The 14,819-nt window shown below is 46.2% G+C and carries 9 protein-coding genes; 8 read left to right on the top strand and 1 reads right to left on the bottom strand.

The annotated features are described in order from the left end of the window. Positions 1-361: 361 nt before the first annotated feature. The 4 genes from PAEAM_RS31355 (at position 362) to nikC (ending at position 6,231) form a co-directional block, all read left to right on the top strand. The gene (locus tag PAEAM_RS31355; RefSeq protein WP_100530001.1) at positions 362-1,309 is read left to right on the top strand and encodes a glycoside hydrolase family 25 protein; all 948 of its coding nucleotides are present in this window, start codon (positions 362-364) and stop codon (positions 1,307-1,309) included. Positions 1,310-2,243: 934 nt separating this feature from the next. Beyond that, positions 2,244-3,890, top strand: a complete 1,647-nt coding sequence (locus tag PAEAM_RS31350) for an ABC transporter substrate-binding protein (protein WP_100530036.1) — start codon at positions 2,244-2,246, stop codon at positions 3,888-3,890. A 206-nt stretch (positions 3,891-4,096) separates the two neighbouring features. After that, positions 4,097-5,101, top strand: a complete 1,005-nt coding sequence (locus tag PAEAM_RS31345; RefSeq protein WP_017690144.1) for an ABC transporter permease — start codon at positions 4,097-4,099, stop codon at positions 5,099-5,101. A 230-nt stretch (positions 5,102-5,331) separates the two neighbouring features. Then, positions 5,332-6,231 (top strand): nickel transporter permease, encoded by a 900-nt coding sequence (gene nikC, locus PAEAM_RS31340; RefSeq protein WP_100530000.1) that lies wholly within the window; start codon positions 5,332-5,334, stop codon positions 6,229-6,231. 997 nt (positions 6,232-7,228) lie between these two features. Here the strand turns inward: nikC and PAEAM_RS32085 are convergent. Further along, positions 7,229-7,402: a hypothetical protein gene (locus PAEAM_RS32085; protein ID WP_165790124.1), complete on the bottom strand. Its 174-nt coding sequence runs from the start codon at positions 7,400-7,402 to the stop codon at positions 7,229-7,231. Between the two features lie 162 nt (positions 7,403-7,564). Here PAEAM_RS32085 and htpG point away from each other — a divergent pair, with 162 nt between their 5' ends. From htpG to PAEAM_RS31320, 4 genes are all read left to right on the top strand, one after another. Next, positions 7,565-9,445: a molecular chaperone HtpG gene (gene htpG, locus PAEAM_RS31335; RefSeq protein WP_100529999.1), complete on the top strand. Its 1,881-nt coding sequence runs from the start codon at positions 7,565-7,567 to the stop codon at positions 9,443-9,445. 665 nt (positions 9,446-10,110) lie between these two features. Beyond that, the gene (locus PAEAM_RS31330; protein WP_036668883.1) at positions 10,111-11,526 is read left to right on the top strand and encodes a deoxyguanosinetriphosphate triphosphohydrolase family protein; all 1,416 of its coding nucleotides are present in this window, start codon (positions 10,111-10,113) and stop codon (positions 11,524-11,526) included. Positions 11,527-11,547: 21 nt separating this feature from the next. Continuing rightward, the gene (locus tag PAEAM_RS31325) at positions 11,548-12,573 is read left to right on the top strand and encodes an MsnO8 family LLM class oxidoreductase (protein ID WP_207765613.1); all 1,026 of its coding nucleotides are present in this window, start codon (positions 11,548-11,550) and stop codon (positions 12,571-12,573) included. A 284-nt stretch (positions 12,574-12,857) separates the two neighbouring features. Next, positions 12,858-14,570 (top strand): methyl-accepting chemotaxis protein, encoded by a 1,713-nt coding sequence (locus tag PAEAM_RS31320; RefSeq protein ID WP_100529998.1) that lies wholly within the window; start codon positions 12,858-12,860, stop codon positions 14,568-14,570. Positions 14,571-14,819 lie beyond the last annotated feature (249 nt).

The raw sequence follows: 14,819 nt of genomic DNA, 5'->3' as shown, positions 1-14,819 counted from the left end.
TCATTCCAATACGCCTTGTGGCAAGGGATAGGGCACTACCGATTCAAAAGTATGTACCATTTGTTACAAGTAGTGAAAGCTACGGAATCGATTCTGAAGAAGCGGTAGCGGTCGCCTTTGTCTCTAAATTTTAACCTTTAAATAATGGAGCATAAAAATTTGGAGACAACAGCGATCGGAAGAACGATCCGGATCTGGAACGGTCATGTACCGACTTGGTACGTATTCCTAAAAGGGTTGGTAGATAACCAACTTAAAGTACCTTTTACCATCAACAAGGGACACGCACACAAGCAATGCCAAGCCTCCTGGCATTAACTATATACAAACGGCAATTTGCCGCATAAAGGGTGTGAGAAACATGCAAACGAGAAGTTCGGGCAACACACAGGGCATTGACGTCTCCCGGTATCAGGGCAATATTGACTGGGCGAAGGTGAAGGCAAGTGGCATGACATTTGTGTTCATCAAGGCAACCGAGGGACAGACATATACCGATCCGAATTACCAGAAAAATGTAACAGGTGCACTGGCGGCGGGCATGCTGGTTGGAACGTACCATTTCTTCCGTGCGACATCTACCGATGGTGCCAAGGCAGAAGCGGCTCATTATGCCAATACACTTAACAAAGTTGGAGGCGCCAAGGCGCTACAACTGCCACCCGTCATGGACTACGAGAACAATCCCGGCAACCTGAGCAAAGCGCAGATGAATACGGTTGCCAAAGCTTTTTTAACCGAATTACAACGTCTGACAGGTGTAAAACCGATTATATACACGGGCAATTCATTTGCCGGGAATTTTGATACATCACTCAGCTCATACGATCTGTGGATCGCACGTTACAGCAACACCCGTGTACCGGAAGACCAGCCGGCATGGAAGCGTTGGACGTTCTGGCAGTATACGGATTCGGGCAAGGTGAATGGTATTAGTGGCAACGTGGATATGAATGAATTCGAGGGAACAGCGGCACAGCTCAGAGCAAGATACGCAGCAGCCACTCCGAAACCCCCGGAGCCATCCAATCCAACGAATCCAAGTCATCCGAATCCACCAACCGAACCACCGAAAGGGGGCGAACCGATGACAGCCGAAGAGAAAGCAGCGTTTGATGCGCTCAAATCCCAGGTCGACAAACTGCAGGCGCGTCAGCAAATGGAAGTTCCAGTATGGGCGAAAGCAGCTGTGGATGCGGCTCTGGCATATGACACCAAAAATCTATTGTTCAGCATCGATAATGGGGCGAGTTATGATTTTTACCGTTTTATTACCGTGATGCATCGCAGAGGTTTGTTTAAAAAGTGAGCTGATTCTTAGCAAATTAAAATGTTGATTTGATCTGAAAGTGGATTGAGTGGAGAAGGGACACGGGACGTTTTTTGTCGAACTGTGTTCCTTTTTTGTGTTTTCTGTAAGTAATATTAACGCATATAATAAAGTTGAAGACTTATGTCTGTAAATCTCTTGTCTAATTGATTAATGTGATGTAAAGTAAGTTACACGAAATTGTTTTTCACCACAGTTTATTTACACAATCCTCCTCATCATGACAAAACCATAACATATGAAGTTATTGTAATGTCTCCCTGTTGTACAATCCAACATCTCAAGATGACTCGTTCATACATTTTACACATCCAATCTGCAAGAGAAAGCCACCGATTTAAACAACTTACACGATTCATCAAACAACCTAGCCTATGTTGAGTTTCTTTCATCCGTATTGCTAACGAACGATAACGATACCTGATCCGGTCTCTACACTCCATGCTCAACACGATACGCCCAAGGAACAGACTTTATTGCGTAGCCAGCAGCGTAGTATCCATATGCCCATCAGTATTTTTAATCTACCAACTTAAACTTGCTCTTACCAGTCCATACCCACTTGCTGTTTCTTATTGACCTAAGTTCAAATAAAACGCAACAATCTTATTCAATATCATAGATTCATCTCACAGGATACGTTGTTGAACGGTCTCCTTTTCTATAAAAGTAATCAAACGACGTCCTAAATCCATATGCACGATCTGATATTTACCTGTATTCCATACGTGTCCCATGCTGTTTTTACATTTTATACACATGCCGTACTTTTCCCAGAACATTAATTCAGGTATCGCAGGCATTTAAAGCCTTTTATATGATACATAGCACCAAACCGATTGCCAACATTGGAGATCTTTCATGCCAGCATCACACACATTATGAGACAGGGAAGGGTGTTGTACGTATGCGAATGAGAAAAAAATGGATGTCCGGTGTTCTAACGATGGCCTTAAGTACCGTATTGGTGTTGTCCGGTTGCTCCAGTAACGAGAGTGGAGAGAATACGCCTGCTCCGGCGGAAGGAACCGACCCTCCAACCGAAACGGTAGCGCAGGATACGATGATTATGGGGCGTGGTGGAGATTCCGTAGCACTCGACCCGGCGATTGTAACCGATGGGGAGTCACTGAAGATTGGGCATCAGGTGTTTGATTCATTGCTGGACTACAAGGAAGGCGGAACAGAAGTCATTCCTGGACTAGCGGAGAGCTGGGAGATTTCGGCGGATGGGCTCAAGTATGTGTTTAAGCTGAAGTCCGGTGTGAAATTCCATGATGGAACTGACTTCAACGCAGAGGCTGTTGTGTTCAACTTCAACCGCTGGGGTGATCCGGCGAGTGAATATAAATTCGAGGGAGATTCCTTCGATTATTACGATTCCATGTTTGGTCCAGAGGATGGACGTGTGATCAAGGAAGTGAAGGCGACGGACGAAACTACGGTGGAGTTCACATTGAACCAGCCACAAGCGCCTTTCCTGCAAAATATTGCGATGACGCCATTTGGCATTGCCAGCCCAACCGCGATTCAGGAGAAAAAAGAAAACTTTAAGAGCGAGCCTGTGGGCACCGGCCCATTTGTATTCAAAGAGTGGAAGCGTAACGACTCCATCACCCTGGAGAAAAACGCGGATTATTGGAAAGAAGGACTGCCAAAGCTGAACAAAGTAATCGTGCGTTCCATTCCGGATAATACCGCTCGCTTCAATGCCCTGCAAAACGGCGAGATTGATGTCATGGAAGACCTGAACCCGGACGATCTGTCCATTCTTGAGGGTAACAGCGAGTTACAGAAGATCGAGCGTCCACCGTTCAACGTGGCGTATATCGGCTTTAATTTTAAGAAGAAACCATTTGATAATGTCAAAGTCAGACAAGCCCTCAACCATGCGGTGAACAAGCAGGCCCTTATTGATGCATTCTTTGCTGGACAAGCTGAACCTGCTGTGAACCCGATGCCGCCAACGCTGTGGGGATACAACGATACCATTGAGGATTACCCATATGATCTGGAAAAAGCAAAAGCTTTACTGGCCGAAGCTGGCTTCCCTGACGGATTGCATGATCCGGTAACCTTCTATGCGATGCCGGTATCCCGCCCGTATATGCCTGATGGCAAGAAGGTAGCGGAAGCGATCCAGGCCGATTTTGAGAAAATCGGAGTGACCGTCACCATCGAATCACCGGAGTGGGCAACGTATCTCGAAGATACAAAGGCCGGGGAGAAGGACGACATTTACATGCTCGGCTGGACAGGTGACAATGGTGACCCAGATAACTTCCTGTATACACTGCTGGATAAAGATGCCATTCCAAGCAACAACCGCAGTTATTATGTAAACGAAGAATTACACACATTGCTGACGGGTGCACAGACAGAAACCGATCAAGACAAACGTGCGGAACTTTACAAACAGGCACAGGTCATTATCAAGGAAGATGCACCGTGGATTCCTCTGGTACACACGACGCCAATTCTGGCAGGTAAAGCCAACCTGAAAGGTTTCGTCCCTTCTCCACTGGGCACAGAATCCTATGCCGGTGCTTATTTCGAGTAAGCTGTAAGCTGAACTTATCAATTTCAGAATAACTGCGATCTGAAGATGGCACTACAGTTCGGAGTGATTACGTTTAATTCTTTCTTTCAAAGCGCTGGTGAGACGAAATGCTTGGCAGAACCCACATCCGGACGTAACTATCCAAAGCATGCGTTTTTGCCGGCGCTTTTTATTTTGCACGATATGTCGAAGGCAGGTGAACAGGATTGAACAGCTATATTGTCAAACGTGTGCTTGTGTTGCTGCCCGTACTGCTGGGCATGACCCTGATTGTCTTTTCCATCATCCACGCCATCCCGGGTGACCCGGCCGAGACCATACTTGGGCAAAAGGCAACCGAACAATCCAAGCAGGCCCTCCGTGACCAACTCGGTCTGGATAAACCCTGGTTCCAGCAATATTTCGCCTACTTGGGCGATTTGCTCAAAGGCGACCTTGGAACATCCATCCGCACCAAGGTGCCTATTGCCCAGGAAATTGTGCCTTATCTGACAGCAACCCTTGAATTAACGATGGCAAGTATGTTGTTTGCTGTCATTATTGGGGTGAATGCCGGTATTGTCAGTGCATGGAAGCACAACTCCTGGTTTGATTATTGCTGTATGGTCATTGCTTTGGTGGGTGTATCCATGCCGATCTTCTGGCTCGGTCTGATGGAACAATGGCTGTTTGCGAACAAGTTACAGTGGCTGCCATCCATTGGGCGCATGAATGCACGTGATCCGGTGGAAGCCATTACGGGCTTGTATGTGCTGGATACGATGATTGCTGGACAATGGAATCAGTTGTGGACCGTAACGAAACATTTGATTCTGCCAAGTGTTGCACTGGGAACGATTCCGATGGCAGTTATTGCCCGGATGACGCGTTCCAGCATGCTGGAAGTGATGAGTTCCGATTACATTCGTACAGCAAAGGCGAAGGGACTGGGTCCGTTTTTTGTCGTATATGGACATGCGCTCAAAAATGCGTTTATACCCGTGCTTACGGTTATCGGCATCCAGACCGGATCGTTGCTCGGGGGTGCGGTGTTGACCGAAACGATCTTTGCCTGGCCGGGCGTGGGACGTTATATATATGAAGCAATTAGTTCGCGGGACTATCCAGTGATCCAGAGTGGCATTCTGATCGTGGCGTTCTTTTTCGTGGTGATCAATCTAATTGTGGACTTACTCTACGCCGTGTTTGATCCTCGAATTAGTTATAAATAGGGAATTCATCAAGAACCAATCTGCAGAAGCGAAGCTAAAAATTTTCTGAAAGAAAGCTACATCGGAAGCATAGGCCGCGCATTTACCACCATTGATCCACCTTTAAAAAGGTGGATCAATAAAATCTGGGGATAACAGCGATCAGAAGATGGTACTGCAATCGTAGTGCTTGAGTGTAATAGAATTCGTTGATCTTTTGCTATATTCATGTTCAAGAAAGGAGACGCCGCATGGCCAAATTATCGACCAATACCGGACCATCCATTGACGCTGCGTCGGCGAGCACATCCGGTCCATGGCGGGAAGCGTGGAGAACGTTTCGGAGAAATCGGCTTGCGCTTGCAGGTCTGATTATTATCGTATTTTTTATCCTGTTGGCCTTCCTTGCGCCATACATCGCACCTTACGATTACAAGGAACAGGTGCTGGTGGATCGGCTTCAGGCCCCTTCGGCAGAGCATTGGTTTGGTACTGATGATCTGGGGCGTGACGTGTTTTCCAGAGTGCTGCATGGGGCGCGTATTTCCTTGTGGGTGGGCTTTTTCTCCGTCATTGGTTCCATTATCGCGGGTACGCTGCTTGGTCTCATTGCCGGATTTTATGGAAGATGGGCGGACATGCTTATCTCGCGTTTATTTGATATCTTGCTCGCCTTTCCGGGGATTTTGCTGGCCATCGCCATTGTGGCGATATTGGGCCCGTCTTTGCAAAATGCACTGCTCGCCATCGCCATCGTGAACATCCCGACCTACGGAAGATTGGTGCGTTCACGGGTACTCAGCTTGAGACAGGAGGAATTCATTACGTCGGCACGGACACTTGGAGCGGGCAATGGTCGAATCTTGTTTCGCCACATCTTGCCCAACAGCCTTACTCCTCTGATCGTGCAAGGTACACTCGGAATTGGGACTGCGATCATCGAAGCTGCTGCACTCGGATTTCTAGGCATGGGTGCACAACCACCCGACCCGGAATGGGGTAAAATGCTGTCAGACTCCCGTCAGTTTATACAAAAAGCACCGTGGACACTGATCTTCCCGGGCGTTTCCATCATGTTGACCGTTCTCGGCTTCAACCTCATGGGCGACGGTCTGCGTGACACCCTTGATCCGAAAATGGCCAAAAAGTAGAATTTTCAAACTCAAACTCAAACTCAAACTCAAACTCAAACTCAAACTCAAACCGTAACTAGTAACCCAAGCTCGAACTCAAACTGTAACTCAAACTGTAATCTTGACTTGCAACCCTAGCTCTGCAAACCTAATTTTTTCTGTAACGCAGCATACGCGCCATCGCTAACTCTAAAACTAACCGCATGTGCTAATTTTTAGCCATACTCCTATTTGTAGCTGTAACGCTAACTTCTGCATCATCTCTAACGAACCCGGGAGCCCTTATTTTACGATTTCCAGCCAATTTCCCAGTCTAACGAACCTCACACGCGTTATTATGTTAAAAACTTTTGAATGTGCTCGATAGATTTGCATAAATTAAGCAATAGCGTGTCTACGATTCGTTAAATTATGAAGTCATCCCAAAAAGGCTAATTAACGCCTCTGAGATTCGTTAGCGCGTGACTGTCATGCTGCTCAAGACATTCAAGCAACCACAATACCAAGATACCAACATACCAAAGTACCAACATACCTACCAAAGTACCCATACAACATACATCAGTCTCAACACAGTAAGGCCGAGGATACTCCAAGGTACATTAGATGGATATGTTTTAACGCTATCTACTACAGCAACAGACACATCACAATCTTTGACCATGCCGGTTCGAACTCTGGTTCGGGTCGGCTTTTGTTTTACCTGCGGGATTACGGTAAAATGATTGGTGATGTGCAAAAGTTAAAGAGTTATTCGATCTTTTAGTTAAAATAACCGCCTACGTATTGACACCCAATTTTCCCATATGTTATATAAAAGGAAGGGTTTAGCACTCCGATCATTAGAGTGCTAACAGATGATGTTTTTACTATAAGCTTACATATGGAATGATTCTGTTTTGAAAATAGATATTGAACCTGAGTAGAACATGCGAAGCCAAGGTATGCAACAGACTTTAAGCTGCATTCCACGTCTAGGAGATATCACTTCATTGATATTCTCTATCCTAAAAAATTAGTCGCTGATCAGATGCAAAAGTAGTGCAGGGGACGAAATCGATTTGGAGGAAGCGAAGCGTTCGCCTTTATCACCGGATTTCTCCCTTTTCAAAAGGGAATCAAAGAAATATGGGGATAACAGCGATCCGAAACGATTCGTAACCGTAACGGCTACATTGCAGAACGTCATGCATTTTTGAAGATTAGCCAATCTATTGGATCTGATGATCAAGCTTTTAAGCCTCAAATGATTTTCTGGCATCCGTAAGTTTTGTATGAAAAACTCAAGGATTTACTTTATATTTTCAATCAAATCATTCGATATCCCAATTTGAAAGGAGTCCAACCATTCATGGCTAAAAAAGAATTCCAGGCAGAATCCAAACGTTTGCTGGATATGATGATCAACTCCATCTACACCCAAAGAGAAATCTTTTTGAGAGAATTGATCTCCAACTCCAGTGACGCCATTGACAAAATATATTACAGAGCACTTACCGACGATTCGCTCGTTTTCAACAAAGAGGACTACTTCATCAAGCTTACGATTGACAAAGAAAACCGCACGCTCACACTGACAGATACCGGTATTGGTATGACGCAGGAAGAGCTAGAGAATAATCTGGGGGTTATCGCGAAGAGTGGTTCCCTGGCGTTCAAGAAAGAAAATGAAGCAAAAGACGGCCACAACATCATTGGACAATTCGGGGTTGGTTTCTACTCGGCATTCATGGTGGCGGACAAGCTGACCGTAACGAGTAAAACGCTGGGCAGCGACGAGGCTTGGAAATGGGAGTCCGAAGGCGCGGATGGTTACACGATCACACCAGCTGAGAAAGATTCAGTAGGTACAGAGATCGTCCTGACGATCAAAGAAAATACCGAAGAAGATTCGTATGACGAATTTTTGGAAGAGTACCGCCTGAGATCCATCATCAAGAAATACTCCGACTTCATTCGCTACCCGATCAAGATGGATGTAACGGGTCAACGTCCGAAAGAGGGCACGGAGAACGAGTTCGAGGAATACCAAGAAGAACAAACCGTGAACAGCATGGTGCCGATCTGGCGTAAAAATAAAAGCGAATTGACCGAAGAAGACTACAATAACTTCTATATGGAAAAACGCTACGGTTTTGACAAACCGCTCAAACATCTGCATATCAGCGCAGATGGCGCTGTGGTATATAATGCAATCCTGTTTATCCCGGAGAGCACTCCGTTTGACTACTACACGAAAGAGTATGAAAAAGGCCTTGAACTCTACTCCAACGGTGTATTGATCATGGATAAATGCGGGGATCTGTTGCCAGATTACTTTGGATTTGTTAAAGGTATGGTGGATTCGGAAGACCTGTCCCTGAACATTTCGCGTGAGATGTTGCAACATGACCGTCAGCTTAGCCTGATCGCGAAGAACATTAAGAACAAAATCAAGAGCCAACTACAAAGCCTGTTGAAGGACGAGCGTGAGAACTACGAGAAGTTCTACCAAGCGTTTGGGCGTCAGTTGAAATATGGTGTATACAGCGATTATGGTGTGAACAAGGATACATTGCAGGATCTGCTGTTGTTCACGTCTTCCAAAGAGAGCAAACTCGTGAGCCTGGACGAATACGTCTCCAGAATGCCGGAAGATCAGAAGTACATCTATTATGCATCTGGTGAGTCCATTAGCCGTATTGAGAAGCTGCCGCAGATCGAGGGTGTTCTTGAAAAAGGGTACGAAGTATTGTACTTTACCGATGACATCGACGAGTTTGCAATCAAGATGATCACGAACTACAAGGAGAAAGAATTCAAATCCATCTCCAGTGGTGACCTGGGCATCGAAGATAGCGCAGACAAAGAAGAAACGGACGCACAGGACAACGACAACAAAGAGTTGTTTGAAGCGATGCAAGCTCAATTGGTAGGTAAAGTCAAAGCGGTTAAAGCTTCCAAACGCCTCAGAAGCCACCCGGTATGTTTGTCCACCGAAGGTGAGCTGACAATTGAGATGGAGAAAATCCTGAAAGCTATGCCGAACAGCGAAAACGTACAAGCCGACAAAGTACTGGAAATCAACGTAAATCACGATGTATTCAAATCGTTGAAAGACGCTTTCGCGCAAGATCAGGAAAAACTGAACCTCTACACTAGCCTCTTGTACCACCAGGCTTTGCTGATCGAGGGATTGCCAATTCAAGATCCAGTAGAATTCACCAACGATATCTGTAAGGTTATGGTGTGAAAATCCTTCGTACAAGGGTGCGATAATATCCTTGATGCAAAAGTTCATGTAGCTTCAAGAGTAGACTGCGAACATTAAGTTTAGTAGCTAAATCGCAACGCTGCATCCACCATATTCATCCGACAGGGCATTTCCGTCCTGTCGGTTTTTGTTTTTTACCCACAACGGGGAGGGTGCAGGGGAGGCATACTATCATTGAAACAAATGATGATATTTTCTAAATTGAACTTGATTTTCACTCGATTTTAGCGAGCTGGATGATGAATACCATTATGTATTTTAAGGACGCAAAAGTAGTGAAGGGGACGGAATCGATTCTGAAGAAGCGAAGCGTTCGCCTTTGTCTCCGGGTTTTTCCCTAGTAAAGGGAATTCAGAAAACCTGGAGACAACAGCGATCATAAGAACGATCCGTCACCGGAACGGCCACGCAAACTGTATAAGTCACTTTTTTTTGTCATAAGTCACGATAGTGTGAGTTCAATATGAATCATTGTCATTTAGATGCACGGATGATAGTCTGGCAGGGTATAATAAGAGAAGATGACTGTTCATCACAAGTTGATGTAAGAAGAGATGACAATCGCAGACAGGTTTTACTTTTCGAAACCACAGATGTTGTGTATAATCACTCAAAATAGAGACAGTCGGCTAGGAGTGATCCCCATGCAATGGAACGATCTGAGAGAACATAGACAATATCCTGAATTAACCAAATTGGATGGATCTCGTGCAGCGTATGAGCGGGACTATTCGAGACTCATTCATTCACCGACCTTCCGTCGGTTACAGGGCAAATCGCAGGTGTTTGGCGCAGGAACGGGTGATTATTATCGTACTCGTTTGACCCATTCCCTAGAGGTGGCACAGATTGCAAGAGAGGCTGCCCGAAGTCTGATTCGCCGTTTTCCAGAGGTAGACTGGGACCGCGCGGACAACCCCGGCCTTATTATTGATTCAGAAGTGGTGGAGTGCGCTGCAATCGCACATGATTTTGGTCACCCGCCGTTTGGACATAAAGGTGAAGAAGTATTAGATGGTATTCTGGATGACCTCATCAACACCGAGGCTAAGAAAATCATGAAAAAAAGCCGCAACGCCAAAGTTCCCAAGGTCGAGTCTGAAGTCCGTGCCGAGTTAAAACGGAAATACGAGCATTTTGAAGGCAATGCGCACAACTTCCGTCTCATTATGCACTTGGAGAAACGTGAAGATATCGATGGACTGAATCTGTCTGATGCGGTATTACTAGGGATAAACAAGTATCCGTACCCTGGGACAGAGAGCAAAAAAGGCATGTATCATCATGAGTGGCAATATATTCGGGAGATCCGTGATCGCTGGAACGTACCGGCGGGCAAGAAGACGCTGGAAGCACAGCTGATGGACCTTTGCGACGATATTGCGTACTCCTCACATGACTTGGAGGATGGCATCAAAGCAGGCAAAATTGAAGTACATGAGCATTTCCTGCAAGATCCGCATGTGAATCGACTGATTGTGGATAAAATTACAACGCTGGAGGATCTGTTCTGGAACGGATGGACCCGAGAAGCGATTGGGCAAAAGGTAGAAGAGGTCCTCGCTTCGTTCCTGCGCATCTGGAATGAAAAGATGCCGTTCTGCGAGCATGATTACTCGCGTACCCGCCGTGAGGTGAAAGCCTACTGGGTGAGCTTTTTTGTAGGCAGTCTGGGCGTTATTGACGACGGTGACTGGAAGAAGGTAACCTTTGTCCGTGAAGGGGCTGAAGACCTCGACATGCTGCGTACGGTGAGTGTGCTCAAGAGTTTTGCCTGGGTAACCATGATTCGTGACCTGCGTGTGCAGCGGCTACAGAAGCGCAGTGAGTGGATGATTAAGCGATTATGGGATGCATTCCTGGATCCTGAAACGTCCAAATCCATTATTCCATCCGACTGGCTGCAGCGGTATGAGAAGGATCAAGCCAAAGCCCAGCCGATCTGGACTTGGGAACACATGGTGATCGATTACATCGCAGGAATGACGGATGCATTTGCCGAGAAAATATATAATGAACTATATGGTCTGAAGGTGGGTTCGATCTACGATTTGGATTAAAATTAACCGATATAAAGGGAGATGAGACGCGTGGCTAAGCGAATGAGTGAGACGTTCAGTCTGGGCGTACTTGACCTTGTTCCAAGGCTAAACGATGCCACAGCGGAACAGGCGCTTCAACAATCGGTGACACTTGCGCAACATGCCGAGGCTTGGGGATACGCCCGATACTGGACGTCAGAGCATCATGATATGGCTGAACTGGCATCGGCCTCTCCCGAAGTACTGTTATCGCACATCGGAGCAAGGACAACAACGATCCAACTTGGCTCTGGTGCGGTCTTGTTGCCACACTACAGCCCACTCAAGGTTGCGGAGTCATTCCGCCTGCTGGCTGCGCTCTATCCGGGGCGCATTGAGCTTGGGCTCGGACGTGCTCCTGGCGGTGGACCTCATGCCACGATGGCACTCAGTGGCAATTACTTGCAGCATGTGTCCAAGCTGCCTGAATCACTCGCAGCACTCACAGAACTGCTCGAAGACCGCTACATGTACGAGGATCATCCCGTGACAGCTCGTCCGATTCCCAAGCTTCCGTTATCTCTCTGGATGTTGGGAACTAACGTGAAGAGTGCAGAATATGCGGCACGGTTTGGCATGGGATATGTCTTTGGTCAATTCATGAGTGATGCCGATGGTACAGAGGCTGTAAGGCGATACCGAGAAGGATTTATGCCTAGTGCAACGATGAAGGAGCCTGAGGTTATGGTGGCAGTCAGCGTATTGTGTGCCGAGTCAGAGACGGATGCTTTGGACTGGAGCCTTGATATGGCGGAGAGGCGCAAGTTAGATGGGAAAGAACGTTCAACCGAGCTGAATTCAAGCGGTATCGCGGGCTCTGACACGAATGATGAGGCCGTTAGTGATCAAAATGAATCGGTACGGCACTATGCAGGTACACCTGAACAGGTATGGGCGCGATTGCAACAGGTGAGTCGCAGGCTGGATACGGAGAGGTTGCTTCTGGTTACGGCAGGACCAGATTATGAGCGCAGGTTGGATTCATATCGATTGCTGGCTGAGCATAAGACGGCAATACTGAACTAGGCTGATCATTTTATGATGTTAGCCGTTGAAATCCGAACAAACCGAAGAGCTGCAGATCGGGACTTTACCGTATGCTGCAGCTCTTCGGTTTGGACTTTGTCAAGATTCAACAATCTTTTACAAAATCAAGCATCTTAATGACAAAATAATGTTATAATACTTTACGTCTATTTTCCTATCGATATAATATAGAGAAGTTCTTTTGACAAGAGGTCAAAAGAAGGGAAAACAATGACATAAGCACCTGAATTCGGGATGACCGAAGAGGTCAAGGGGGAAATCATATGTTCAGCAGATTCAAGATCAAGAGTATCGGTCTGCGTATCAGCATCGCGTTCTACTTGTTAATCCTCTGTTTAATTATTTTGAGTGTCACGATTGTCACCCGGATGAATTCAATTGAAACCAACACTAACGAAATTACGAACAATTGGATGCCATCAATCCAGCAAATTAACCGGTTAAATTATACCACAGAGCATGTCCTGTCACTGAGTTATCGTCACTTTGACGCGGATGAAACAGACAAGGCATTTTTGTCAGAAGAGCGTACCAAGTATATTCGTGAAACGACGCAGGCGATTAAAATCTATGATCAGCAGGAGAAGTCTGCGGAAGAGCTCGAACACTGGAATGCGTTCAAGAACAAATGGGAAGCGTATCTCAAGATTAATACGCAATCGATCAAGCTGAGTGATGAGGGTCAGACACAGCTGGCGAAGGAAGTAGCTGATAAAGGTGCTGATTCCTTTGACACCATGCAAGTCGATCTTGATTATCTCGTGGAATACAATCAGGAACAGTCGAATCTTGCGGCGGCCCAAACGATCAGATCGGTACAGGATGGTAGATTAATCATCATTATCGGTGTTCTTGTCATGATTGCCATTACAGCGATCAGCATTCCGATTATTCGTTCACAGGTCGTGAAACCACTGCTACGTGTCATTAGTGCGGTGAAACTGATTGCAGAAGGCCAATTGAATGTTCAGGACATACATACCAAACATGAGGATGAAGTTGGTGTTCTGGCCAAAGCGGTGAATGACATGAAAGGTAACCTGACTTCCATGGTTCTGAGCGTCAGACGAATTGCGGAAGCTGTTAATCTACAAAGTGGGGAACTGGCAATATCCTCAGAAGAGGTTAAGATTGGTAGTCGCCAGATTGCTGTGACCATGGAAGAGTCAGCCAAGGCCGCAGAGAGCCAGGCAGAGACAGCCGTGGAATCAGCTCGTACGGTTGAAGTGTTGAATGATCACATTCAGAGTCATACGGAACAAGGTAGCCAGCTACGCGTCATGTCGGATCTTGTACTGGAACAAGGGCTGAATGGTCGCAAGGTGATGGAACAGTCGGTGCAGCAGATGCAACAGATTTCCGGCTCGGTCTCGGCTTCCATGGACAAAATGGAACGGTTGAATCGTAAAAATGAAGATATTTCCAAGCTGGTTCAAGTCATTCATGACATTGCACGCCAAACCAATCTGCTGGCATTAAATGCCTCCATTGAGGCAGCGCGTGCGGGAGAGAGTGGACGCGGATTCGCCGTAGTGGCATCAGAAGTGAGGAAGTTATCTGAGGCTGTGCAGACTTCGGTTGAAGAGATCACGGCGATTACCGAGGATATTCAGCAGGAGTCACAAGGGGTGGTTGCGGAATTACGTACGAACGTTCAGGAGACCGAACTGGGTCAGGAACATGTGCTTACTTCAGGTCAACTCTTCCGTACAATTAATGAATCGGTGGAAGGCATGGTTGGTGTCATCGGCACTATGACAGATGGTCTCGCAGGCATGCAGGAAGCAAGCGGACGAATGAATGATTTCAGTCAGCAGATTTCCGCTGTTTCGGAACAATCGGCAGCGAGTGTGGAAGAAGTTTCTGCATCGGCGGAAGAGCAAGTAAGTTCTATGGAAACGATTAGCGGCAACATTCAAAGTCTGAAAGAATTATCCGAAGATTTGCTTACATCCATTGAAAAATTAAAAATATAACCTTGCTCTTATAATAGAAGAAGCTGGAATCACGCAGGCGGCTAATGGTGAGAAATCAGTATGATATATGAGCTGTTGGCCTATAACGTTTACTGGCAAGGACGATTAGATTTCCAATGTTATAATCTCAAAATAAAGTAAGGCGTTCCTCAACATGGGAACACCTTATTTTTTTTCTTCCAAATAGATACGTGCAAGGAAATGGATAGTTGTCTAGGAGCCTAACATTGTATACAATGACTACCTGAA

The sequence above is a fragment of the Paenibacillus sp. GM1FR genome (genome assembly GCF_002803315.1).
Taxonomy (GTDB): Bacteria; Bacillota; Bacilli; order Paenibacillales; family Paenibacillaceae; genus Paenibacillus; species Paenibacillus amylolyticus.
This window is presented reverse-complemented; position numbering and strand designations above follow the sequence as displayed.

Coding starts and splice junctions, on each gene's coding strand:
- PAEAM_RS31355 (WP_100530001.1), top strand. CDS start 362: ATGCAAACGAGAAGTTCGGGCAACACACAGGGCATTGACGTCTCCCGG.
- PAEAM_RS31350 (WP_100530036.1), top strand. CDS start 2,244: ATGAGAAAAAAATGGATGTCCGGTGTTCTAACGATGGCCTTAAGTACC.
- nikC (WP_100530000.1), top strand. CDS start 5,332: ATGGCCAAATTATCGACCAATACCGGACCATCCATTGACGCTGCGTCG.
- PAEAM_RS32085 (WP_165790124.1), bottom strand. CDS start 7,402: ATGACGTTCTGCAATGTAGCCGTTACGGTTACGAATCGTTTCGGATCG.
- htpG (WP_100529999.1), top strand. CDS start 7,565: ATGGCTAAAAAAGAATTCCAGGCAGAATCCAAACGTTTGCTGGATATG.
- PAEAM_RS31330 (WP_036668883.1), top strand. CDS start 10,111: ATGCAATGGAACGATCTGAGAGAACATAGACAATATCCTGAATTAACC.
- PAEAM_RS31325 (WP_207765613.1), top strand. CDS start 11,548: ATGAGACGCGTGGCTAAGCGAATGAGTGAGACGTTCAGTCTGGGCGTA.
- PAEAM_RS31320 (WP_100529998.1), top strand. CDS start 12,858: ATGTTCAGCAGATTCAAGATCAAGAGTATCGGTCTGCGTATCAGCATC.